Below are 24,203 nucleotides of genomic sequence, written 5' to 3'. Positions count from 1 at the left end.
CGGCGGTTCGGCGCGAAGGCCTGCAAAGCAGGCCCAAAGGCACCCAAGGACATTCCATGCCGGACCGCGCCTCGCTGGACCCCACCACCGCCCGCTGGATCCCCTGGGTGGTGGCCATCGCCTTCTTCATGCAGTCCCTCGACGGCACCATCCTCAACACCGCCTTGCCGGCGATGGCCCGCGACCTGGCGGAAGACCCGCTGCGCATGCAGTCGGTGATCATCGCCTACATGCTCACCGTGGCCCTGCTGATCCCCGCCTCGGGCTGGATCGCCGACCGCTTCGGCACCAAGCGGATCTTCTTCGGCGCGATTCTCCTGTTCAGCCTCGGCTCGCTGCTCTGCGCCCTGGCCGGCAGCCTCGGCATGCTGGTGGCGGCGCGCATCATCCAGGGCCTGGGCGGCGCGCTGATGCTGCCGGTGGGGCGCCTCGTCGTGCTGCGCGCCTACCCGCGCTCGGAACTGGTACGGATCATGAGCTTCATCACCATCCCCGGCCTGCTCGGCCCGCTGATCGGCCCGACCATGGGCGGCTGGCTGGTGGAAATCCTCAGCTGGCACTGGATCTTCCTGCTCAACCTGCCGGTGGGCGCGGTCGGCTGCTACGCGGTGTGGAAGTTCATCCCCGACCTGCGCGGCACCTCGCGCACGCGCTTCGACGGCGTCGGCTTCGTCCTGTTCGGCGCGGCGATGGTGCTGATCACCATCGCCATGGAAGGCCTGGGCGAGCTGCACCTGCCGCACCTGCGGGTGATGTTGCTGCTGTTCGCCGGCATGGCTTGCCTGGCCGCCTACTGGCTGCGCGCGGGCAGCGTCGACAACCCGCTGTTCTCGCCCCGCCTGTTCCGCGTGCGGACCTTCTCCGTGGGCATCCTCGGCAACCTCTTCGCCCGCCTCGGCAGCGGCGCCCTGCCCTTCCTCGTGCCGCTGCTGCTGCAAGTGGCGCTGGGCTATTCGCCAGCCGAAGCGGGGATGAGCATGATTCCCCTGGCCGCTGCGGCGATGCTCGCCAAGTCCATCGCCCGGCCGCTGATCGAGCGTTTCGGCTACCGCACCATCCTCACCGGCAACACCCTGCTGCTGGGGCTCATGCTGGCCAGTCTCGGCCTGGTCGACGAAAGCACGCCGCACGCGGTGCTGCTGGTGCAACTGGGGCTGCTCGGGGCGATCAACTCGATGCAGTTCACCGCGATGAACACCGTGACCCTGATCGACCTCGACGACGCCAGCGCCAGCAGCGGCAACAGCCTGCTGTCGGTGGTCGCGCAACTGTCCCTGAGCCTTGGCGTGGCCTGTGCCGGCGCCCTGCTCGGCGGTTTCACCGCGGCGGGCAGCGCCGACGGCGTGGAAACCACCCTCGGCGCGTTCCAGTTGACCTTCGTCACCATCGGCCTGATGGCGATGCTGGCGGCGGCCATTTTCCTTCAGCTGGCGAAGACAGACGGACGACGTGCCCCTCGTCAGGAAGCGGAGATCGAGCCGTAGGGCGAATGGCCATGGGGCTGGTACACTGCGCGACATTTTGTTTTGCAGGCCCGCCTCGTGACCACCAACGCCACCGCTTTCGCCACCCTGCCGCTGTCCGCCGCCATGCTGGCCAACCTGGACGCCCTCGGCTACACCGAGATGACCCCGATCCAGGCCCAGAGCCTGCCCGTCATCCTCAAGGGCCAGGACCTGATCGCCCAGGCCAAGACCGGCAGCGGCAAGACCGCCGCCTTCGGCATCGGCCTGCTCAACCCGATCAACCCGCGCTACTTCGGCTGCCAGGCGCTGGTGCTGTGCCCGACCCGCGAGCTGGCCGACCAGGTCGCCAAGGAACTGCGCCGCCTGGCCCGCGCCGAGGACAACATCAAGATCCTCACCCTCTGTGGCGGCGTGTCCCTCGGTCCGCAGATCGCCTCGCTGGAGCATGGCGCGCACATCATCGTCGGCACCCCGGGCCGGGTGCAGCAGCACCTGAACAAGGGCACCCTGGTGCTGGACGGGCTCAACACCCTGGTCCTCGACGAAGCCGACCGCATGCTCGACATGGGCTTCTTCGACGCCATCGCCGCTATCGTCGAGCAGACCCCCAAGCGCCGGCAGAGCCTGCTGTTCTCCGCCACCTACCCGGCGGGGATCAAGCAACTGGCCTCGTCGATCATGCGCGACCCGCAGCAGGTCAAGGTCGAGGCGCTGCACAGCGACAGCCAGATCGAGCAGCACTTCTACGAGATCGACGCCGAGGACCGCCTGAGCGCCGTCACCCGGGTGCTCGGGCATTTCCGTCCGCAGTCCTGCGTGGCGTTCTGCTTCACCAAGCAGCAGTGCCAGGAGCTGGTCGACCACCTGAAGAGCAAGGGCATCGCCGCCGAGGCCCTGCACGGCGACCTGGAGCAGCGTGATCGCGACCAGGTCCTGACCCTGTTCGCCAACCGCAGCACCTCGGTGCTGGTGGCCACCGACGTGGCGGCGCGCGGCCTGGATATCGACGCCCTGGACATGGTGATCAACGTCGAACTGGCCCGCGATGCGGAGATTCATGTGCACCGCGTCGGGCGTACCGGCCGGGCCGGCGAGAAGGGCCTGGCGGTGAGCCTGGTGGCTCCGGCCGAGGGCCATCGCGCCCAGGCCATCGAGGCCCTGCAGAAGGCCCCGCTGCGCTGGGAACAGCTGGACGGCCTGAAGAGCAAGGGCGGCGAGCCGCTGGTGCCGCCGATGTCGACCCTGTGCATCGCCGCCGGCCGCAAGGACAAGCTGCGCCCGGGCGACATTCTCGGCGCGCTGACCGGCGATGCCGGGATTGCCGGCAAGCAGGTGGGCAAGATCGCCATCTTCGATTTCCAGGCCTATGTGGCGGTGGAGCGTGGGGTGGCCAAGCAGGCCATGCAGCGGTTGAACAGCGGCAAGATCAAGGGGCGGTCGCTCAAGGTCCGGATCATCTGATATTCAATGACCTCATCGCCAGTGAGCCGGTCACCCAACCTGTGGGAGCCGGCGTTGCCGGCGATGGCGTCAGACCAGACAACACCATTGCCTGTGCCGGCCTCATCGCTGGCAACGCCAGCTCCCACAGGGACCGCGCACGCCAGCAAAAACCTAGCTAGAGAACATTCATGCACCACACCGATGTGATCATCATCGGCGCCGGCGCCGCCGGCCTGATGTGCGCCCGCACCGCCGCCCTGCGCGGGCGTCGGGTCGTGCTGCTGGACCACGCCAACAAACCCGGCAAGAAAATCCTCATGTCCGGCGGCGGCCGCTGCAATTTCACCAATATGTACACGGAACCTGGCAATTTCCTCTCGCAGAACCCGCATTTCTGCAAGTCCGCCCTGGCCCGCTACACCCAGTGGGACTTCATCGAGATGGTCGCCAAGCACGGCGTGCCCTATCACGAGAAGAAACTCGGCCAGCTGTTCTGCGACAACAAGTCCAGCGACATCCTGCAGATGCTCCTCGACGAATGCGACAACGCCGGCGCCACGCTGCGCATGGATACCCGCATCGAAAACATCGAGAAGCTCGAACACGGCTACCTGCTGAGCACCAGCGCCGGCCCGTTCCAGTGCCAGTCGCTGGTGATCGCCACCGGCGGCCTGTCGATCCCCACCCTCGGCGCCAGCGGCTTCGGCTACCAGGTCGCCCGCCAGTTCGGCCACAACGTGCTGCCGACCCGCGCGGGCCTGGTGCCGTTCACCATCACAGACCAGCTCAAGGCCCTCTGCGGCGAGCTGTCCGGCACCTCGGTGGACTGCATCGCCAGCTGCAACGGCACCAGTTTCCGGGAGAACCTGCTGTTCACCCACCGCGGCCTCAGCGGCCCGGCGATCCTGCAGATTTCCTCGTTCTGGGAGGCCGGCGACACCGTCGAGATCAACCTGCTGCCGGACCACGACGCCCTCGCCTGGCTGCAACAGCAACAGGCCGAGCGCCCCAACAGCGAGCTGAAGACCCTGCTCGGCGAAATCTTCACCAAGAAGATGGCCAACCTGCTGGCGGAGACCTGGTTCGTCTCCAAGCCGATGAAGCAGTACACCCCGGCGGAGCTGGCCCAGGTCGCCGACAAGCTGGGCAACTGGCAACTGGTGCCGGCCGGCACCGAGGGCTACCGCACCGCCGAAGTGACCCTGGGCGGCGTGGACACCCGCGAGGTGTCGTCGAAGACCATGGAGTCGCTGAAGAGCCCGGGCCTGTACTTCATCGGCGAAGTGCTGGACGTCAGCGGCCACCTCGGCGGCTTCAATTTCCAGTGGGCCTGGGCCTGCGCTTACGCCGCCGCGCAGTTCGTCTAGAATCAGCGCCCATCACGGAACGCATTTTGCTGGTACGTGACCCGCGCGACGGTTTGCCGTCGCGCTGACCGCTCACTCCAGACCTCGCCCAGCAGGCCCGCCGTCCACCATGTCGTCCTCTTCTTTCAGCCAATCGTTGCGTCGTCTGTGGGCGCTGGACAAATTCAGCTACAGCATCCGGGTCCTGATTGCCCTGACCGGCAGCATGGCGCTGTGCTGGTTCCAGGATCAGATGAACCTGCTGATCCCGCTGTTCCTCGGCATCGTCGCCAGCGCCCTGGCCGAGACCGATGACAGCTGGCAGGGCCGCCTCAACGCGCTGGCGGTGACCCTGGTGTGTTTCACCGTCGCCGCGCTGGCAGTGGAGCTGCTGTTCCCCTATCCGTGGATCTTCGTCATCGCCATGGCCCTGGCGGCGTTCTGCCTGACCATGCTCGGCGCCCTCGGCGAACGCTACGGGGCGATCGCCCAGGCCACCCTGATTCTCTCGGTCTACACCATGATCGGCGTGGACCAGCGCGGTGGCGAGGTGACCGACTTCTGGCACGAGCCGTTGCTGCTGGTGGCCGGCGCGGCCTGGTACGGCCTGCTTTCGGTGCTGTGGCAGGCGTTGTTTTCCAACCAGCCGGTACAGCAGGCCCTAGCCCGGCTGTTCCGTGAACTGGGCATCTACCTGAAGCTGAAGTCCAACCTGTTCGAGCCGATCCGCGGCCTCGACATCGAGGCTCGGCGCCTGGAGCTGGCGCAGCAGAACGGCAAGGTGGTGGCGGCGTTGAACACCGCCAAGGAAATCATCCTGCACCGGGTCGGCGGTGGCCGGCCCAGCTCCAAGGTCAGTCGCTACCTGAAGCTGTACTTCCTCGCCCAAGACATCCACGAGCGCGCCAGTTCCTCGCACTACCCCTACAACGCCCTGACCGAGGCGTTCTTCCACAGCGACGTGCTGTTCCGCTGCCAGCGCCTGCTGCGCCAGCAGGGCAAGGCCTGCCATGAGCTGTCGGGGTCGATCCAGATGCGCCAGCCGTTCGTCTACAACAGCGGTTTCGCCGAGGCCCTGGAAGACCTGCACGCCTCGCTGGAACACCTGCGCATCCAGAGCAACCCGGCCTGGCGCGGCCTGCTGCGCTCGCTGCGCGCCCTGGCGGCCAACCTGGCGACCCTCGACCGCCTGCTCAGCGACGCCAGCAACCCCGACAGCCTGGCCGACAACACCGACCCGAGCCTGCTCGACCGTTCGCCACGCAACCTGGCGGACGTGTGGAATCGCCTGCGCCAGCAACTGACGCCTACCTCGCTGATCTTCCGCCACGCCCTGCGCCTGCCGCTGGCCCTGGCGGTCGGCTACGGCATGGTGCACCTGATCCACCCGACCCAGGGCTACTGGATCATCCTCACCACCCTGTTCGTCTGCCAGCCCAACTACGGCGCAACGCGGCGCAAACTGGTGCAGCGGATCATCGGTACCGCCATCGGCCTGACGGTCGGCTGGGCGCTGTTCGACCTGTTCCCCAACGCGCTCATCCAGTCGCTGTTCGCGGTGGCCGCCGGGGTGGTGTTCTTCGTCAACCGCACCACCCGCTACACCCTCGCCACCGCGGCGATCACCCTGATGGTGCTGTTCTGCTTCAACCAGATCGGCGACGGCTACGGGCTGTTCCTGCCACGCCTGTTCGATACCCTGGTGGGCAGCCTGATCGCCATCTCCGCGGTGTTCCTGTTCCTCCCGGACTGGCAGGGCCGACGCCTGAACAAGGTGCTGGCCAACACCCTCACCTGCAACAGTGTCTACCTGCGCCAGATCATGCAGCAGTACGCCCAAGGCAAGCGCGACGACCTCGCCTACCGCCTGGCCCGGCGCAACGCGCACAACGCCGACGCGGCGCTGTCCACTACCCTGGCCAACATGCTCATGGAGCCGGGGCATTTCCGTAAGGAAGCGGATGTCGGCTTCCGCTTCCTGGTGCTGTCACACACCTTGCTCAGCTACCTCTCGGCCCTCGGCGCGCACCGTGAAAGCCCGCTGCCCAGCGAGGCCCGCGAACAACTGATCGACAGCGCCGGGGCGAAGCTGGCCGAGAGCCTGGACGAGATCGCCAGCGGACTGGCCGGCAGGAAGCCGGTGGCGATCCACAGCGACGCCGAGGAAACCCTGGCCGGCGAGCTGGAGCAGATGCCCGAGGAGATGGACGAGAACCTGCGGACGGTGCAGACCCAGCTGGCGCTGATCGCCCGTCACCTTGGTCCGCTGCGCACCCTCGCCGCGCACCTGATCAAGGAGCCGCCACCGGCTTGAGGGCATAGCTTTCGAGGATCCGTGCGTAGCTGCCATCGGCCTTCATCGCGCCGATGGCCTGGTCGAAGGCCGCGACGATCTGCTCGTGCCGCGGATGCTTGAGGCTGACCAGGATATGCAGGTCGTTCTCGCTGACCGGCTTGCCGAAGAACTCCACCATGTCCCGGGCCCTGCCGTGTTCCTTCTGCAGGAACCAGCTGGCGACGTATTCGTCCTCCACCGCCAGGGTCACGCGGCCGGCGGCGAGCATGCCGATGGCCACGGAAAAGCTGCGCACCGGGACTTTCTGCAGGCGCGTGTCGCTATCGAAATCGACGGAATAGGCGTAGTCGCGGACCACGGCGATGGGATGCGGGTAGAGGTCGGCCAGGCGCTCGAAGCGAATGGCATCGGTCTTGCGCTTGAGCAGGCGGATGCGGTTGGTGAGGTAGCCGCCGGAGAACTGGCCGATGCGCGTGCGCGAATCGTTGTACCAGGCATTGACCAGCACGTCGTAGCGCCCGTCGCCGATCCCCATCAGCGCCCGCGCCCAGGGTACCTGTTCGAATTCGCTGGCATAGCCGGCGCGCTCCAGCGCCGCCTTGACCAGCGCGGTCGCCAGCCCGCCGCGGTCGAGCGTGGCGTCGGTGAATGGTGGCCAGGCATCGGCGACCAGGCGAAGCTTTTCTGCGTGAACCGGGGTAACTGACAACATTCCAAGCAAACACAAGACTCGGAGCAAGGGCATGCTCAAATCCTATAGCGGAGGCGTTCCGCACTCTGGTTTGACCGCTGGGAATTGCAGTGCCGATAAATCCAATCGCGATGGCCAGATTACACAAACAGCCGTCCGTGTGGCATCAGCAAATAATAGCCAAGTGCCTCTATTCTTGCCGGTTTTGCGGGCACTTTGACTTTCGACGGGAAGTTGCGACGGGCTATGCTCGGCGTCGAGCCCATTGAGAGATTTCCCCATGTCCATCGACTGGATCTGCAAACATCACACCGACCTTGGCAAGGAGCAGCTGTATGCCGTGCTGCAACTGCGCAACCAGGTGTTCGTGCTGGAACAGAAGTGCCCGTATCAGGACCTGGATGGCCAGGACCTGGCCGGGGATACCTGCCACCTGATGGCCTGGCAGGATGACCAGTTGCTCGGTTACCTGCGCCTGCTCGACCCGACCTCCCAGGGCGGCGACGTGGTGATCGGCCGGGTGGTGGTGTCCGAGGCGGGGCGCGGGCACGGCCTGGGTCATGAGCTGGTGGTCCGGGCACTGGAGCAGGCCCGGGAGAACTGGCCGGATGTGCCGGTGTACCTCTCGGCCCAGGCACATCTGCAGGGCTATTACCGCAAGCACGGCTTCGAGGTGGTGGGCGAGGCGTATCTGGAGGACGGGATTCCGCATATCGGCATGCGTCGCGGATAAGCCATGTCCGAAAGTACCGCTGCTGCTTGTGAGAGCTGGCTTGCCAGCTCTCACAAGGCTTGATGCACGCCAGGGAATCGCCGGGTGTCAGGGATAGCCGAGCACTTCGCGGATCGTGCGCAGGTGCTGGATGATCCATTCCTTGTCGATCGCGCCCCAGTCGCGGATCCGATAATGCCCCGCGTGGTTCCGCGCCCCCGCCTGCTGCTCGAACTCGCAGACGATATCCAGGTCGGCCAGCGCCGCGATGGTGTCCTGCGCGGTGCGCCGGGGCATGCCGGTGGCCGCCATCAGGGCCGGGACACTGCTGGCGGTCTGGCTGTCGATCAGCCAGGCGACGTACAGGCGACGGTAGAAACTGCTCTTGGTCTTGCTCACTTCCATGCCAAAGGTTCCTTGACTCACTGATTGCCCGGCAGGTCGCGCCAGGTCAGATAGACACGCAGGTCGAATTCCAGTTGATGGTAGCCGGGCTGCATGTATTCGCAGAGCTGGTAGAAGGCCTTGTTGTGCTCGGCCTCCTTCAGGTGCGCCAGCTCGTGCACCACGATCATCCGCAGAAACTCCGGCGCCGCCTCGCGAAACAGCGAGGCGATGCGGATTTCCTTCTTCGCCTTGAGCTTGCCGCCCTGGACCCGCGACACCGCGGTGTGCAGGCCGAGGGCGCGATGGGTCAGGTCGAGGCGGTTGTCGAACAGCACCTTGTCCAGGTTCGGCGCATTGCGCAGGTGCTCCTGCCTGAGGCCCTGGGCGTAGGTGTACAGGGCCTTGTCGCTCTGTACGTCATGCCGGCCCGGATAGCGCTTGTGCAGGTAGTCGCCCAGCTGACCACGGGCGATCAACTGGCGCACCTGGTCTTGCAGGGCGGGCGGATAGGCTTGCAGGTACTTGAGGACGGTCATGACTACGGTGGACGACAGGACGAAGGCCGCAGTGTACCGAACTACATCGCCCGCCAGTCAAAAAACGCCGGAAAGCGCCCGGCCTCGACGGCGGTGATCGGCCGTGCCACGAGAAAGCCCTGCACGTACTGACAACCGTGCTCACGCAGCCACTCGGCCTGGTCGAGGGTTTCCACGCCCTCGGCGATGACACTGATGTTGTACTGCTGGCACAACTCGATGACGCAGCGCACCAGCGCCACATTGGCTTGCGACTCCGGCAGCAGCGCCACCAGATGGCGGTCGAGCTTGAGGGTATCGATGGGTAGGTCGCGCAGCAGGCGCAGGGAGCAGTCGCCGGCACCGAAGTCGTCCAGCGCCACGCGCACGCCCAGCTCGCGCAGCTTGTGCAACTGACGCAGGGCGGCGTCGAGGTTGTCGGTCAGCGAGGTTTCGGCGATTTCCACTTCCAGCTGGCTGGCCGACAGCCCCGCGCTGGCGATGACCTGGCCGAGTTCATCGACCAGGTTGGGCATGGCGAACTGCACCTTGCTCAGACTGATGCCCAGGGTGACTTCGTCGGGAAAATGCCCACACCAGTCCCGCCGCTGCGCGGCGCCCTGGCTGTAGATCCAGCTGGCCAGGCGGCTGATCAGCCGCGCCTCTTCCAGCAGTGGCAGGAACAGCCCCGGCGGCACGTCGCCGACACTCGGGTGACGCCAGCGCAGGAGCGCCTCGAAGCCACGCAGGCGACCATCGGAGAAGGCCACCTGGGGCTGGAACACCAGGGTGAAATCCTGGTTGTCGACGGCGGCGCGCACGCTGTCCTCCAGCATCAGCCGGGAGCGCGCGCGGCCGTTGAGGTCTTCGTCGTAGTAGCGGTACTGCTGGCGCCCGGCCTGCTTGGCGGCGTACATCGCCGTGTCGGCGGCGCGCAGCAGGTTGTCGAGGTTGGCACCGCAGTCAGGGTAGATGGCGATGCCGATACTGACCCCGAGGATCACTTCCAGCCCGTCGATGTGCTGACGGATCGACATGCGCTCGATGCACTTCTCGGCGAAGCGCGCGGCCTGTTCCGGGTAGTCGAGATCGTCGAGCAGCGCGGTGAACTCGTCGCCGCCCATGCGCGCGAGGATGCCATGGCCGCCCAGGCAGTCCTTCAACTGCTCGGCGACCCAGTGCAGTACCTGATCGCCGGTTTCATGACCGAGGGAATCGTTGACCCGCTTGAAGCCGTCGAGGTCGAGGTACATCAGCGCGTGATGCTTGTCGGAATGCTCGCTGCGCACCAGGGCGCTTTCCGCCGCCTGGTAGAAACCGCGACGGTTGAGCAGGCCGGTGAGCGGATCGGTGACCGCCTGCTGCTCCAGTTGCTGGTGCAGGCTGCGCACCACCGACATGTCCAGCACCGTGACCACCATCGCCCGCTGCTCGCCAGGCAACGCCGCGCAGGACAGCGCCACCGACAGCGCCTGGCCATTGCTGGTGCGCAGCACCGCGTCGTGCAGGCGGTAGATGTCGCGTTCCAAATAAGCCTGGTAGAACGCCGACTCGCGCCACTGCGTGGCCGCCGGCGACAGCACGAACTCCAGCAGGCTGGCGCCCTGCAACTGATCCACCGAGGCGGTGAGCAGACGCGAGATGGCCGGGTTGGCGAAGCGGATGATGCCGTCCTCGGCCACCACGAGAATGCCTTCGGCGGCGTTTTCCAGGACCGAGGCGTTGAACGCGCGAGCGGCCTCCAGGTCGCGGGTCAGGCGCTGCAGGGCGCGGCGGTTGCGCTGCTGGTCGAGCAGGGCCTGCACCTTGGGCTTGAGAATCTGCGGATCGAAGGGTTTGAACAGGTAGTCCACGGCGCCGCTGGCATAGCCCTTGAGCACCGCGGCCTGGCTCTGTTCGTTGGCGGTGAGGAAGATGATCGGCGTCAGCCGGGTGCGTTGGCTGCCACGCATCAGGCGAGCGACTTCGAAGCCGTCCATCTCCGGCATCTGCACATCCAGCAGGACCAGATCGACTTCGTGCTCGAGCAAGGTGCTCAGGGCTTCGATGCCCGAACTCGCGGTCAACACCTGCCAGTCCTGACGAGCCAACAGCGCCCGCATGCTGATCAGGTTCTCCGGGTAGTCATCAACCACCAGTAGCGTCGAGCCGCTCTCTTGTGTGGGGATTTGAGCGCATTCCATGCTGCTTCTCTTGTGGCAACCGCGTCAGTCTTCGGATTGAAATTCTGCCGGGTTTCACTCTAGACCCGAGTGTTACAAATCTAAAGCTGGCACAAGGCCAATATACCGTTCGCCGACTAACGGTCTAATTCGGAAGTGATAGCGAATGCCCCGCCGTCCGTGGCCCGGGCAAAAAAAAGGACCGCATCGCGGTCCCTTTTTCGTCGAACAACCTGAACTCAGTTGACCTTGGCGGCCAGCTCGCCCTTGGCGTAGCGCAGGTACATCTCGTCCAGCGATACCGGCTTGATCTTCGAAGCGTTGCCGGCGGTGCCGAAGGCTTCGTAGCGGGCGATGCAGATGTCACGCATGGCTTCGACGGTCTTGGCGAAGTATTTGCGCGGGTCGAACTCGGACTTGTTCTGCTCCAGGAAGCGACGGATCGCACCGGTGGAAGCCAGACGCAGGTCGGTGTCGATGTTGACCTTGCGCACGCCGTGCTTGATACCTTCGACGATTTCCTCGACCGGCACGCCGTAGGTCTCTTTGATGTCGCCGCCGAACTCGTTGATGATCGCCAGCCAGTCCTGCGGAACCGAGGACGAACCGTGCATCACCAGGTGGGTGTTCGGAATGCGCTGGTGGATCGCCTTGATGCGGTCGATCGCCAGGATGTCGCCGGTAGGCGGCTTGGTGAACTTGTAGGCGCCGTGGCTGGTGCCGATGGCGATGGCCAGGGCATCGACCTGGGTGCGCTTGACGAAGTCGGCGGCCTCTTCAGGGTCGGTCAGCATCTGGCTGTGATCGAGGATGCCCTCGGCGCCAACGCCGTCTTCTTCACCGGCCTGACCGGTTTCCAGGCTGCCCAGGCAACCCAGCTCACCTTCCACGGACACGCCGCAGGCGTGGGCGAATGCCACGGTCTGCTGGGTCACGCGGACGTTGTATTCGTAGTCGGACGGGGTCTTGCCGTCTTCCTTCAGCGAGCCGTCCATCATCACCGAGCTGAAGCCCAGCTGGATCGAACGCTGGCACACGTCAGGGCTGGTGCCGTGGTCCTGGTGCATGCACACCGGGATGTGCGGGAATTCTTCGATGGCAGCCAGGATCAGGTGGCGCAGGAACGGAGCGCCAGCGTATTTGCGGGCACCGGCGGAAGCCTGGACGATCACCGGGGAGTCGGTCTTGTCGGCCGCTTCCATGATGGCGCGCATCTGCTCGAGGTTGTTGACGTTGAAAGCCGGAACGCCGTAACCGAATTCGGCGGCGTGGTCCAGCATCTGGCGCATGCTAATGAGTGCCATTGTGTATCTCTCTCCCGACAAGCGTCGTTATTTCATGCAAGCCTGCCGCAACGGCGGTTTGCTGTTCAAATTGTGTGGGCCGGCGGAGTGCGCCGGCCCGGCCAGTCACGGTGCCTTGCAGCCCCGCCCTATCAGATCGTTGGTCGCCACCCAGTACACCAGGCCCTCATCGCCCCGGGTGTGCAGGGCCAGCACGCCATCGCTGTACAACGCCCCGGAACCCGAAGGCTCGGGCTTGAGCCGGTAGACCTGGTCGCCGCCGCCAAGGCGTACGTCCATGTCGCTGCCGACCTGGCGCCAGAGCACCTGTGCCTTGCTCTCGCAGAGCCAGGTGGTCCATGTGTCGGCCACCGGAGGCTCGGACTTGAAGCCTGCGCATCCCGCGAGTACCGCCATGGCCATCACGGCCAGAACGCCTTTCATTCCATTCCTCCAGCAGACCACAAAGCCGGCGACAGGTTGTCGCGAACCGATCAAGGGCATCCCTTGGCCCGGCGCTGATGTTCGTCGTCGTACTTTTCCAGGCCGTCCGGGCCGAGGCGCTTGTTGATCACCGGCGCGGTCTCGGCCTGCCATTCGGACTGGTAGCAGCCACCCTTCTCGGCGGCGGGGCTGTCGGGAGCGGCATCCGGCGTGCTGGAGCAGGCGCCCAGCGCGGCGGTGACGAGCAGCAGTGACAGTCGCTTGATCATCGCGTCGCTCCCTTTCCCTGATGCCGGACGAATCAGGCCTTGGCCCGCTGTTCCAGCACTTCGACCGCCGGCAGGACCTTGCCCTCGACGAATTCGAGGAAGGCGCCGCCACCGGTAGAAATGTAGGAGATATCGGAGGCCACGCCATATTTGTCGATGGCCGCCAGGGTGTCGCCACCACCGGCGATGGAGAACGCGGCGCTGTCGGCGATGGCCTTGGCCAGGGTCCTGGTGCCGTTGCCGAACTGGTCGAATTCGAACACGCCGACCGGACCGTTCCACAGGATGGTCTGCGACGACTTCAGCAGTTCGGCGAACTGCTCGGCGGTTTTCGGGCCGATGTCGAGGATCATGTCGTCGTCAGCCACATCGGCGACCGCCTTGACGGTAGCCTCGGCGTCTTCGGCGAAGGCCTTGGCCACCACCACGTCGACCGGCAGCGGTACGTTGACCTTGGCCGCGATGGCCTTGGCGGTCTCGACCAGGTCGGCTTCGTACAGCGACTTGCCGACCTTGTGGCCGGCAGCGGCGAGGAAGGTGTTGGCGATGCCGCCACCGACGATCAGCAGGTCGCAGATCTGGCTCAGGCTGTTCAGCACGTCCAGCTTGGTGGACACCTTGGAACCGGCGACGATGGCGGCCATCGGCTTGGCCGGGGCCTTCAGGGCCTTGCCCAGGGCGTCCAGTTCGGCGGCCAGCAGCGGACCGGCCGCGGCGACCTTGGCGAACTTGGCAACACCGTGGGTCGAGCCCTCGGCGCGGTGCGCGGTGCCAAAGGCGTCCATGACGAAGACGTCGCACAGGGCAGCGTATTTCTGCGCCAGCTCGTCGGCGTTCTTCTTCTCGCCCTTGTTGAAGCGCACGTTCTCGAACAGAACGATGTCACCGGCCTGCACCTCGACGCCGTCCAGGTAGTCGGCGACCAGCGGCACTTCACGACCGAGGGCCTTGCTCAGGTAGTCGGCGACCGGCTTGAGGCTGTTCTCGGCGGAGAATTCACCTTCAGTCGGACGACCCAGGTGCGAGCAGACCATCACCGCCGCGCCCTTCTCCAGGGCCAGCTTGATGGTCGGCAGCGAAGCGAGGATGCGCGCATCGCTGGCAACCACACCGTCCTTCACGGGGACGTTGAGGTCTTCGCGGATCAGTACGCGCTTACCTTGCAGGTCGAGGTCGGTCATCTTCAAAACGGTCATGAATGCAGTCCTTCAGGGCTGTTTGCTGGTGGTGCGGTGGGTGTCAACGACGCGCAGAAAGTGATCGGCGACGTCGAGCATACGGTTGGCGAACCCCCATTCGTTGTCGAACCAGGCCAGCAGGTTCACCAGGCGGGGGCCGGAAACACGGGTCTGGCTGGCATCGACGATGGCCGAATGCGGGTCATGGTTGAAATCGCAGCTGGCATGGGGCAACTCGGTATACGCCAGCAGTCCCTGCAGCGGGCCGCGTTCGGCGGCCTCGCGCAGCACCCGGTTGACCTCGGCCGCGGTGGTGTCGCGACGGGTCTGCAGGGTGATGTCCAGGCACGACACGTTGACCGTCGGTACCCGCACGGCTTTGGCCTGGATTCGCCCGACAAGTTCCGGAAGCAGGCGCTCGATACCCCGGGCAAGACCGGTGGACACCGGAATCACCGACTGGAACGCCGAACGGGTGCGGCGCAGGTCCTCGTGGTGATAGGCATCGATCACCGGCTGGTCGTTCATCGCCGAGTGGATGGTGGTGATCGACACGTAGTCGATCCCGAACGCCTGGTCCAGCACGCGCAGCAGCGGCACGCCGCAGTTGGTGGTGCAGGAGGCGTTGGAGACCAGGGTCTCGGCGCCGCTCAGGCAGTCCTGGTTGATGCCGTAGACCACCGTAGCGTCGACATCCGCCTCGCTGGCCATGGGTTGCGAGAACAGCACCCGCGGCGCGCCGGCGTCGAGAAAACGCTGGCCGTCGGCGCGGCTGTTGTAGGCCCCGGAGCATTCCAGCACCAGGTCGACGTCCAGCGCCGCCCAGTCGATGCCCTCGGGCGTGGCGCTGCGCAGGACCTTCACGCAGTCGCCGTTGATATGCAGACAGTCGCCATCGACCTTGACCTCGCCGGGGAAACGCCCGTGGGTGGAGTCGAAGCGAGTCAGGTATTCGAGACTGGCCTGGTCGGCCAGATCGTTCAGCGCGACGATCTCGAAGCCCGCCTTTGCCCCGCGTTCGACCAGTGCGCGCAGGACACAACGACCGATACGGCCGTAACCATTGAGTGCAACTTTGTAGGGACGCGGTTGAGGCATTGGGGGACTCACGGACAGATCCATCGGTACAACCTGCGAAATTCGGTTGTTTCGCTCCGCTCAACGTAGGAGCTGGCTTGTCGTGTGACGAACCACTGCGAAGGACCGCGTAGCGGTCCCCAATGACACCGCAACGGGGACCGCTGCGCGGTCCTTCGCAGGCAAGCCAGCTCCTACAACATCAGTCTTCCAGCAGTTCTTCAGCAGTACCCAGGATGTTCTCCAGGGTGAAACCGAATTCCTCGAACAAGGCGCCGGCCGGGGCCGATTCACCGTAGGTGGTCATGCCGATGATGCGACCTTCCAGGCCGACGTACTTGTACCAGAAGTCGGCATGGGCGGCCTCGATGGCGATACGCGCGCCCACCTGCAGCGGCAGTACCGACTGCTTGTAGGCGGCGTCCTGGGCGTCGAACACGCTGGTGCTCGGCATCGACACGACGCGGACCTTGCGGCCCTGCTCGCTCAGCTTGTCGAACGCCTGGACGGCCAGGCCCACTTCGGAACCGGTGGCGATCAGGATCAGCTCAGGCTCGCCGGCACAGTCCTTCAGGACGTAGCCACCACGGGCGATATCGGCGATCTGCTGGGCGTCGCGGTCCTGATGCTGCAGGTTCTGGCGCGAGAAGATCAGCGCCGAAGGGCCGTCCTTGCGCTCCAGGGCGGCCTTCCAGGACACCGCCGATTCGACGGCGTCGGCCGGACGCCAGGTGTCCAGGTTCGGCGTGCTGCGCAGGCTGCTCAGTTGCTCGATCGGCTGGTGGGTCGGGCCGTCTTCGCCCAGACCGATGGAGTCGTGGGTGTAGACGTGGATCACGCGCTGTTTCATCAGGGCGGACATGCGTACCGCGTTGCGGGCGTATTCCATGAACATCAGGAAGGTCGCGCCGTAAGGCACCAGGCCGCCGTGCAGGGCAACGCCGTTCATGATCGCGGTCATGCCGAACTCGCGCACGCCGTAGAACATGTAGTTGCCGTTGGCATCTTCGGCGCTGACGCCCTTGCAGCCTTTCCACAGGGTCAGGTTGGAACCGGCCAGGTCGGCGGAACCGCCCAGCAGCTCAGGCAGCAGCGGGCCGAAGGCGTTCAGGGTGTTCTGGCTGGCCTTGCGGCTGGCGATGGTTTCGCCCTTGGCGGCGACTTCCTGGATGTAGCCGGCGGCCTTCTCGGCGAAGTCGGCCGGCAGTTCGCCGTTCAGGCGACGCTTCAGCTCGCTGGCCAGTTCCGGGAAGGCGGCGGCGTAGGCGTCGAAACGCTGGTTCCACTCGGCTTCGACCTTGGCGCCGGCTTCGCGGGCGTTCCACTCGGCGTAGATATCGGCGGGGATTTCGAACGGACCGTGGTTCCAGTTCAGTTCCTGGCGAGCCAGGGCGATTTCGTCGTTGCCCAGCGGCGCGCCGTGGCAGTCTTCCTTGCCCTGCTTGTTCGGCGAACCGAAGCCGATGATGGTCTTGCAGCAGATCAGGGTCGGCTGCGCGCTCTTGCGCGCGGTCTCGATGGCGGTCTTGATCTCGTCGGCATCGTGGCCGTTGACGTTGCGGATCACCTGCCAGTTGTAGGCTTCGAAACGCTTCGGCGTGTCGTCGGTGAACCAGCCCTCGACTTCGCCGTCGATGGAGATGCCGTTGTCGTCGTAGAAGGCGATCAGCTTGCCCAGGCCCAGGGTGCCGGCCAGGGACGCGACTTCGTGGGAAATGCCTTCCATCATGCAGCCATCGCCGAGGAACACGTAGGTGTTGTGGTCGACGACGTTGTGGCCTTCACGGTTGAACTGGGCGCCCAGCACCTTCTCGGCGATGGCGAAGCCCACGGCGTTGGCCAGGCCCTGGCCCAGCGGACCGGTGGTGGTCTCGACGCCCGCGGTGTAACCGTACTCCGGGTGACCCGGGGTGCGGCTGTGCAACTGGCGGAAGCTCTTCAGGTCGTCGATCGACAGGTCGTAGCCGGTCAGGTGCAGCAGCGAATAGATCAGCATCGAGCCGTGGCCGTTGGACAGGACGAAACGGTCGCGATCGGCGAAGCTCGGGTTGCTCGGGTTGTGTTTCAGATAATCACGCCACAGAACCTCGGCGATATCCGCCATGCCCATCGGGGCACCGGGATGGCCGCTGTTGGCTTTCTGCACGGCATCCATGCTGAGGGCACGAATGGCGTTGGCACGCTCACGACGGCTGGGCATCGCTTGTCTCCTGGAAACTGAAAAGGAAGTGACGGAAAAAAGGCGGCCATTTTCGCCCAGGCACACCTTCCGGGGCAATCACGGATGGTCGAACTGGAACGATTTTCCTGTGATTGCAGGGCCATTGCGCGGTTTGACCGACGAAACAGCCGAAAAAGCCTGGTTCAGCAGCCGTTTTCGCTCCGCCCATCGCGCAATATCAAAACTTTTTGATATTGGTCTTGCGACGCCGGTTGGCCCTGACTAGACTGCCGGCCCATGAACATTCGCGTACCCGTTCCCGATCAGCAGCAAAGCGAACGCCTGGCCGCCCTGTGCAAGGCCGGCGGCGATCCCCTGCGCCTGAACGTGTTGCGCGCCCTGGCCAACGACTCGTTCGGCGTGCTGGAACTGGCGCAGATCTTCGCCATCGGCCAATCGGGGATGAGCCACCACCTCAAGGTGCTGGCCCAGGCCGAACTGGTGGCGACCCGCCGCGAAGGCAACGCGATCTTCTACCGCCGCGCCCTGCCCGACAGCCTCAGCCTCGGCGGCAAGCTGCACGCCGCGCTGCTCGAAGAGGTGGACGGCCTGCCGCTCCCCGGCGAGATGCAGGCGCGCATCGGCCAGGTCCAGCAGCGCCGCGCGGCCACCAGCCAGGACTTCTTCCTGCGCGTGGAAGAGAAATTCCGCGCCCAGCAGGACCTGATCGCCGGCCTCGCCCAGTACCGCGAGAGCCTCCTGGCCCTGCTCGACAAGCTCAGCTTCGAAAGCGCCGCCACGGCGCTGGAAGTCGGCCCCGGGGACGGCGAATTCCTGCCCGAACTGGCCCGTCGCTTCGCCCGGGTCACCGCGCTGGACAACAGCCCGACCATGCTCGAGCTGGCGCGCCAGGTCTGCCAGCGCGAACGCCTGGCTAACGTAAACCTGCAACTGGCCGATGCCCTCAGTACGACTGAAGCGCAGGCCGATTGCGTGGTGCTGAACATGGTCCTGCACCACTTCAGCGATCCGTCCGCCGCCCTCGCGCAGCTGGCCGGCCGTGTCAAACCAGGCGGCAGCCTGTTGCTTACCGAGTTGTGCAGCCACGACCAGGATTGGGCCCGCGACGCCTGCGGCGACCTCTGGCTGGGCTTTGAGCAGGACGACCTGCTTCGTTGGGCGTGCGCTGCGGGACTGGCTCCCGGAGACAGCCTCTATGTGGGCTTACGTAATGGTTTCCAGATCCAGGTCCGCCATTTCCAGCGACCGACTGGCGACACTCACCATCTTTAAACTCAGGAACCCGTCGAGATGAGCGAATACTCCCTTTTCACCTCCGAGTCCGTATCTGAAGGGCATCCGGACAAAATCGCCGACCAGATTTCCGACGCGGTGCTGGACGCGATCATCGCCCAGGACAAATACGCCCGCGTGGCCTGCGAAACCCTGGTGAAAACCGGTGTCGCCATCATCGCCGGCGAAGTCACCACCTCGGCCTGGGTCGACCTGGAAGACATCGTCCGCAACGTCATCACCGAGATCGGCTACAACAGCTCCGACGTCGGTTTCGACGGCGCCACCTGCGCGGTGATGAACATCATCGGCAAGCAGTCCGTGGACATCGCCCAGGGCGTCGACCGCAGCAAGCCGGAAGACCAGGGCGCCGGTGACCAGGGCCTGATGTTCGGCTACGCCAGCAACGAAACCGACGTGCTGATGCCAGCACCGATCTGCTTCTCCCACCGTCTGGTCGAGCGCCAGGCCGAAGCGCGTAAGTCCGGCCTGCTGCCGTGGCTGCGCCCGGACGCCAAGTCGCAGGTCACCTGCCGCTACGAAGGCGGCAAGGTCGTCGGCATCGACGCCGTGGTGCTGTCGACCCAGCACAACCCCGAGGTCTCGCAGAAAGACCTGCAGGAAGCGGTGATGGAGCTGATCGTCAAGCACACCCTGCCGGCCGAACTGCTGCACAAGGGCACCCAGTTCCACATCAACCCGACCGGCCAGTTCATCATCGGCGGCCCGGTGGGTGACTGCGGCCTGACCGGTCGCAAGATCATCGTCGACAGCTACGGCGGCATGGCCCGTCACGGCGGTGGCGCGTTCTCCGGCAAGGACCCGTCCAAGGTCGACCGTTCGGCCGCCTACGCCGGTCGCTACGTGGCCAAGAACATCGTCGCCGCCGGCCTGGCCGAGCGTTGCGAAATCCAGGTTTCCTACGCCATCGGCGTGGCCCAGCCGACCTCGATCTCGCTGAACACCTTCGGCACCGGCAAGATCTCCGACGAGAAGATCGTCCAGCTGGTGCGCGAGTGCTTCGACCTGCGTCCGTACGCCATCACCACCATGCTCGACCTGCTGCACCCGATGTATCAGGAAACCGCGGCCTACGGTCACTTCGGCCGCACCCCGCAGCAGAAGACCGTCGGCGACGACACCTTCACCACCTTCACCTGGGAACGTACCGACCGCGTTGACGCCCTGCGCGCAGCCGCCGGCCTGTAATACCCGGTAACCGTGGTAGCGAAAGCCCCGGCCAGTGCTCTGGCCGGGGCTTTTTCATGGGCGCAACACACCTTCTGACAAAGCTGAACGGGCAGTTCGCGGGGGCCTTCCTAGGCTGGGATTTCCTCCCCAAGAGCAAGGACGCTCGCCATGTCACGCCTGATTGCCCTGCTGCTTTCCTGCTTCGCCCTGCCCACCCTCGCCGACACCTGCCCCGACTGGCCGGAGGCGACCGCCAACAGCCGGATCTCGGAACTGCGCGAGCGCATCGGCCAGTGGGACCGTTACTACCACAGCCTCGGCCAGTCACCGATCAGCGACGAGCTCTACGACCAGTACCTGAGCCGCCTGCAACGCCTGCGCCTGTGCTTTCCCGGCATCGACGAAGCCATCGGCAACCCGCTGGCCAGTGCCGCCGGGCCGCTGCGCCACCCGGTTGCGCATACAGGGCTGGACAAGCTCGCCGACGAACAGGCGGTGGGCGAATGGCTGACGGGGCGCCAGGGGGTATGGATCCAGCCCAAGGTCGACGGCGTGGCGACCACCCTGGTCTATCGTGGCGGCCGGCTGGTGCAACTGATCAGCCGTGGCGATGGACTGCACGGCCATGACTGGAGCCGGCACATTCCGGCGCTGCCGGTGAACCTGCGCGAGCTGGCCGCAGAGCAGAACCTGATCCTCCAGGGCGAACTGTTCTGGCGCCTGGACGGGCATGTCCAGGCCGAGGCCGGCAGCCGCAACCTGCGCAGCAAGGTCGCCGGCCTCATGGCCCGGCAGCATCTCGACGCCGAGGATGCGGCGGGGCTGGACCTGTTCATCTGGGCCTGGCCACAGGGGCCGGAGGATCCACGCGAGCGCTTCGCCCGCCTCCGCGCCCTCGGCCTGCCCAACACCGAACGCTACAGCCAGCCGGTCGACAGCCTCGACGAGGCCGCGCGCTGGCGCCAGCACTGGTATCGCTCGCCACTGCCGTTCGCCAGCGACGGCGTGGTCCTGCAGCAGAGTCGGCAACCCGCCGCTGCCCGCTGGCAGGCGCGGCCTTCGCACTGGAGCGTGGCCTGGAAGTACCCGTTCGCCCAGGCCCTGGCCGAGGTCCGCGACGTGGAATTCCGCATCGGGCGTACCGGGCGCATCACCCCGCTGATCCAGGTCGAGCCGGTGCGTCTCGACGACCGCACGGTGCGCCAGGTCAGCGCCGGCTCGCTGAAGCGCTGGAGCGAACTGGATATCCAGCCGGGTGACCAGATCGTCCTCAGCCTGGCGGGGCTGACCATCCCGCGTATCGACACGGTGGCGGAGCGCGGCCCGGCGCGCGGCGCACGGGTGGCGCCGGACCCCACCCGCTACCACGCGCTCAGTTGCTGGCAAGCGACCCCGGGTTGCCAGGCCCAGTTTCTCGAACGGCTGAACTGGCTGGCGGGCAAGCAGGGCCTGAACATGACCGGGGTCGGTCCGCAGACCTGGCGCAGGCTGCAGGAGGCCGGGAAGCTGGAGAGCCTGGTCGACTGGATCGAATTGCCGGCCGAAGACCTGGCGCGCCTCGACGGCATCGCCGAGCGCAGCAGCCGACAGCTGTATCGCACCTTCCAGCAGGCCCGCGCGCAGCCTTTCGCGCGCTGGGCCCGCGGCCTGGGCATACCCGCGCCGAAGGCGCTGGACCTGGGCGATTCCTGGGACGCGCTGGCCGCCCGCAGCGTCGAGCACTGGCAGCAGCAAGCCGGGGTCGGAGCGCTGCGCGCGCGGCAACTGGTGGCGTTTTTCCAGGATCCGCAGGTCAGAAGCCTTGCCGCTCGTCTGCGCGAACAGGCGATCGAGGGTTTCTAAATCCCGTGGATCAGGGCAGCATCACAGGTTCTGCCTGCCCGACGACGGAGCCTTACATGAAATCGACTTCCCCGCTTGCCCTGTTCACCGTCTGCGCCCTGCTCGCCGCGCCCGCCCTGGCCGTCGAGGAACAACCCGGCCTGACCGGCTGCGCGGCCAAGCAGCAGAGCATCAGCGCACAGATCGAGCAGGCGCGCAGTCACGGCAACGCCGAGCAGCAGAGCGGACTGGAGACGGCCTTGCGCGAAGTGCAGGCGAACTGCACCGACGCCAGCCTGCGCAAGGAACGCGAGCAGAAAGTGCTGGATGCCCGCCATGAAGTGGCGCAGCGCAAGAAGGACCTGGACAAGGCCATGAAGAAAGGCGACGCGGAGAAGATCAACAAGCGCAAGGACAAGCTGGCGGAAGCGAACAAGGAGCTGCAGGCAGCGCTGCAGGAACTGGAGCAGTAAGCAAACCTTGTGAGAGCTGGCTTGCCAGTTCTCACAAGGTTTTGTGCAGGCCCGGGAACATCAATGGTTACGAAATTCCGTATGACAGGCTTTGCACGCCGCCTCGACCTTGTCCATCGGCCCCTGCACCGTTTCGGCCCGCAAAGGCTGGGCATTGCTCGCCATCACCAGCTCGCTGGTGGCCCCTTCCAACTGCCGCGCCAACGCCTGGAAGCGCGCCTGTTTCTCCCAGACATCCGCCCGCGCGCTGGTATCATCCGTCTCCTTGACCTGTGGGAAGTGTTTCCACGGCTCGTGGGACAACGCATCGAGCTTCACCGCACCGTCGGCGAATTTCTGCCCGTCGAACGCCAGCCGTCCGCGCAGCATGCCGCCCATGTCCTCGCTGGTCTTGAGCATCTGTTTGAAAATCGCCTTGCGCTGACCCAGCGGCGAATTCGGATCGACGCCGCCACAGGCGGTCAGGGTCAGGCAGGCCAGCAGTACGACGGAACAACGTTTGAGCATCATGGTCATCGGCTCACGGAAAAAAAGGCGGCCAGTATCCTCGCCTGACCGGCAAAGACCAATACCCCCATGAAAAACATGGATTGCGCGCAAACCTTTTCGGCGACGCCATCCCCCAAGGAAGTACCCGCATGAACATCCCTCTGCGCCGCCTCGGCTGGAGCCTTTCCCTGTTCGCCCTGCTGGCTGGCTGCAACGGCGGTGCCCCGGAAAAGCCCACGCCGCACCCGATCGCCACCTACACCCACGCCACCTGGAAAGACCTGCCGACGGTCAGCGACAGCGACCTGGTGGCCGGCTTCGAGTCGTGGCGCAGCGCCTGCCAACGGCTGAAAAACGACCCGGTGTGGGCCGCGACCTGCGTTGCCGCTGCCGATGTGCCGGCGGATGCCCGCAAGATCGGCGAATTTCTCGGTGCACAGCTGGAGGTCTACAGCCTGCGCTCGGCGCAGAACAGCGCCACCGGCCTGATCACCGGCTACTACGAGCCGGTCTATCCCGGCAGCGAGAGCCGCACCGAGCAAGCCCATGTGCCGGTCTATGGCATCCCCGACGATCTGATCGTGGTGAACCTCGACAGCGTCTACCCCGAGCTGAAGGGCAAGCGTCTGCGCGGCCGCCTCGAAGGTCGCGTGCTCAAGCCCTACGACACCGCCGAGGTGATCCAGCGCCAGGGCGTCAAGGCGCCGGTACTGGCCTGGCTGACCGACCCGATGGACCTGCAATTCCTGCAGATCCAGGGCTCGGGCCGCATCCAGTTGGAGAATGGTCGGCAACTGCGCCTGGGCTATGCGGACCAGAACGGGCATCCGTACCGTCCGGTCGGGCGCTGGCTGGTGGAGCAGGGTCAGTTGAAGAAAGAAGAGGTGACCATGGGCGCCATCCACGCCTGGGCCCAGGCCAATCCGGCGCGGGTGCCGGAGCTGCTGGCGAGCAACCCGAGCTATGTGTTCTTCAGCACCCGGCCGGACAGCAACGAAGGCCCGCGCGGCTCGCTCAACGTGCCGCTGACCGCGGGTTACAGCGTGGCGATCGACCGCAAGGTGATTCCGCTGGGCAGCCTGTTGTGGCTGAGCACTACCCGTCCGGATGGCAGCCCGGTGGTAAGGCCGGTGGCGGCGCAGGACACCGGTGGCGCGATCACCGGCGAGGTGCGCGCGGACCTGTTCTGGGGCACGGGTGAAGCGGCGGGGAAACTGGCCGGGGACATGAAGCAGCAGGGGCAGATCTGGTTGCTGTGGCCGAAGGGGATGGCGTTGCCTGAAATGCCGCAGACCGAGGCCAGGTAAGAGGTTGTTCGTCAGGGCCTCATCGCTGGCAATGCTCCCACAGGTTCAGGGCCGCAGCTGACCTTGTGGGAGCAACTGTCTTCGAGGACTTTTTTAAAAACGATTCCTCCAGACATAGCTTCGCCAGCAACACAGCTCTCCGGTGTTGCTGGCGAAAACCCCGCTCAATATTTCAGTCCTGGTGCTTTTTCAGGCAGCG

The 24,203-nt window shown here is 65.6% G+C and carries 21 protein-coding genes; 10 read left to right on the top strand and 11 right to left on the bottom strand.

Annotation, left to right across the window (positions count from 1 at the left end; translation table 11 throughout):
• Positions 1–56: 56 nt before the first annotated feature.
• The 4 genes from mdtD (at position 57) to yccS (ending at position 6,569) form a co-directional block, all read left to right on the top strand.
• Positions 57–1,484 carry a multidrug transporter subunit MdtD gene (gene mdtD, locus RTI28_RS14245; RefSeq protein ID WP_316921018.1) on the top strand — a complete coding sequence of 476 codons (1,428 nt, stop codon included), beginning with the start codon at positions 57–59 and terminating at the stop codon, positions 1,482–1,484.
• A 105-nt stretch (positions 1,485–1,589) separates the two neighbouring features.
• Entirely contained in the window at positions 1,590–2,927 is a 1,338-nt protein-coding gene (gene dbpA, locus RTI28_RS14240) for an ATP-dependent RNA helicase DbpA (protein ID WP_316921161.1), read from the top strand.
• Between the two features lie 170 nt (positions 2,928–3,097).
• Complete coding sequence (locus tag RTI28_RS14235) at positions 3,098–4,276, top strand: NAD(P)/FAD-dependent oxidoreductase (RefSeq protein WP_316921017.1); 1,179 nt, start codon at positions 3,098–3,100, stop codon at positions 4,274–4,276.
• A 109-nt stretch (positions 4,277–4,385) separates the two neighbouring features.
• Positions 4,386–6,569 carry a YccS family putative transporter gene (yccS, locus tag RTI28_RS14230; RefSeq protein WP_316921016.1) on the top strand — a complete coding sequence of 728 codons (2,184 nt, stop codon included), beginning with the start codon at positions 4,386–4,388 and terminating at the stop codon, positions 6,567–6,569.
• On the opposite strand, the gene RTI28_RS14225 is transcribed toward yccS, so the two are convergent.
• Entirely contained in the window at positions 6,547–7,296 is a 750-nt protein-coding gene (locus RTI28_RS14225; RefSeq protein WP_316921015.1) for a substrate-binding periplasmic protein, read from the bottom strand. The genes yccS and RTI28_RS14225 overlap by 23 nt on opposite strands.
• Positions 7,297–7,522: 226 nt before the next feature.
• Between RTI28_RS14225 and RTI28_RS14220 the strand changes: the two genes are divergently transcribed.
• Positions 7,523–7,975 carry a GNAT family N-acetyltransferase gene (locus tag RTI28_RS14220; RefSeq protein ID WP_316921014.1) on the top strand — a complete coding sequence of 151 codons (453 nt, stop codon included), beginning with the start codon at positions 7,523–7,525 and terminating at the stop codon, positions 7,973–7,975.
• Between the two features lie 87 nt (positions 7,976–8,062).
• Here the strand turns inward: RTI28_RS14220 and RTI28_RS14215 are convergent, their stop codons facing one another.
• The 9 genes from RTI28_RS14215 to tkt form a co-directional block, all read right to left on the bottom strand.
• Positions 8,063–8,359 (bottom strand): helix-turn-helix domain-containing protein, encoded by a 297-nt coding sequence (locus tag RTI28_RS14215; RefSeq protein ID WP_042120392.1) that lies wholly within the window; start codon positions 8,357–8,359, stop codon positions 8,063–8,065.
• Positions 8,360–8,376: 17 nt separating this feature from the next.
• Complete coding sequence (locus RTI28_RS14210) at positions 8,377–8,877, bottom strand: M48 family metallopeptidase (RefSeq protein WP_316921013.1); 501 nt, start codon at positions 8,875–8,877, stop codon at positions 8,377–8,379.
• 41 nt (positions 8,878–8,918) lie between these two features.
• The gene (locus RTI28_RS14205; protein ID WP_316921012.1) at positions 8,919–11,039 is read right to left on the bottom strand and encodes a putative bifunctional diguanylate cyclase/phosphodiesterase; all 2,121 of its coding nucleotides are present in this window, start codon (positions 11,037–11,039) and stop codon (positions 8,919–8,921) included.
• A gap of 218 nt (positions 11,040–11,257) precedes the next feature.
• On the bottom strand, positions 11,258–12,322 hold the full coding sequence (gene fba / locus RTI28_RS14200) for a class II fructose-bisphosphate aldolase (RefSeq protein ID WP_316921011.1): 1,065 nt from the start codon (positions 12,320–12,322) through the stop codon (positions 11,258–11,260).
• A gap of 105 nt (positions 12,323–12,427) precedes the next feature.
• Positions 12,428–12,745, bottom strand: coding sequence for an MliC family protein (locus RTI28_RS14195; RefSeq protein ID WP_316921010.1), 318 nt, complete (start codon positions 12,743–12,745; stop codon positions 12,428–12,430).
• A gap of 50 nt (positions 12,746–12,795) precedes the next feature.
• The gene (locus tag RTI28_RS14190) at positions 12,796–13,014 is read right to left on the bottom strand and encodes a hypothetical protein (protein ID WP_316921009.1); all 219 of its coding nucleotides are present in this window, start codon (positions 13,012–13,014) and stop codon (positions 12,796–12,798) included.
• Positions 13,015–13,046: 32 nt separating this feature from the next.
• Positions 13,047–14,210, bottom strand: a complete 1,164-nt coding sequence (locus RTI28_RS14185; protein WP_042120404.1) for a phosphoglycerate kinase — start codon at positions 14,208–14,210, stop codon at positions 13,047–13,049.
• Positions 14,211–14,222: 12 nt separating this feature from the next.
• Entirely contained in the window at positions 14,223–15,290 is a 1,068-nt protein-coding gene (epd, locus tag RTI28_RS14180; RefSeq protein WP_316921008.1) for an erythrose-4-phosphate dehydrogenase, read from the bottom strand.
• Positions 15,291–15,471: 181 nt separating this feature from the next.
• Positions 15,472–17,469 (bottom strand): transketolase, encoded by a 1,998-nt coding sequence (tkt, locus tag RTI28_RS14175; protein WP_316921007.1) that lies wholly within the window; start codon positions 17,467–17,469, stop codon positions 15,472–15,474.
• Positions 17,470–17,727: 258 nt separating this feature from the next.
• On the opposite strand from tkt, the gene RTI28_RS14170 reads away from it, so the two are divergent.
• The 4 genes from RTI28_RS14170 (at position 17,728) to RTI28_RS14155 (ending at position 22,208) form a co-directional block, all read left to right on the top strand.
• Positions 17,728–18,723, top strand: a complete 996-nt coding sequence (locus tag RTI28_RS14170; protein ID WP_316921006.1) for a metalloregulator ArsR/SmtB family transcription factor — start codon at positions 17,728–17,730, stop codon at positions 18,721–18,723.
• Positions 18,724–18,741: 18 nt separating this feature from the next.
• Positions 18,742–19,932, top strand: coding sequence for a methionine adenosyltransferase (metK, locus tag RTI28_RS14165; RefSeq protein WP_042120412.1), 1,191 nt, complete (start codon positions 18,742–18,744; stop codon positions 19,930–19,932).
• A 150-nt stretch (positions 19,933–20,082) separates the two neighbouring features.
• Complete coding sequence (gene ligB, locus RTI28_RS14160) at positions 20,083–21,756, top strand: NAD-dependent DNA ligase LigB (RefSeq protein ID WP_316921005.1); 1,674 nt, start codon at positions 20,083–20,085, stop codon at positions 21,754–21,756.
• A 56-nt stretch (positions 21,757–21,812) separates the two neighbouring features.
• Positions 21,813–22,208: a DUF1090 domain-containing protein gene (locus RTI28_RS14155; protein WP_316921004.1), complete on the top strand. Its 396-nt coding sequence runs from the start codon at positions 21,813–21,815 to the stop codon at positions 22,206–22,208.
• Between the two features lie 60 nt (positions 22,209–22,268).
• Here the strand turns inward: RTI28_RS14155 and RTI28_RS14150 are convergent, their stop codons facing one another.
• Positions 22,269–22,718: a cytochrome c gene (locus RTI28_RS14150; protein ID WP_316921160.1), complete on the bottom strand. Its 450-nt coding sequence runs from the start codon at positions 22,716–22,718 to the stop codon at positions 22,269–22,271.
• Positions 22,719–22,846: 128 nt separating this feature from the next.
• Between RTI28_RS14150 and RTI28_RS14145 the strand changes: the two genes are divergently transcribed.
• A complete protein-coding gene (locus RTI28_RS14145; RefSeq protein ID WP_316921003.1) occupies positions 22,847–24,004 on the top strand; it encodes a murein transglycosylase A in 1,158 nt (385 codons plus the stop codon).
• The last annotated feature ends 199 nt before the right edge of the window (positions 24,005–24,203 follow it).

The sequence above is a fragment of the Pseudomonas sp. zfem002 genome (assembly GCF_032621685.1).
Classification (GTDB): Bacteria; Pseudomonadota; Gammaproteobacteria; order Pseudomonadales; family Pseudomonadaceae; genus Aquipseudomonas; species Aquipseudomonas japonica.
The sequence above is the reverse complement of the archived record's forward strand: the minus strand, read 5'-3'. Positions and strand labels throughout refer to the sequence as shown.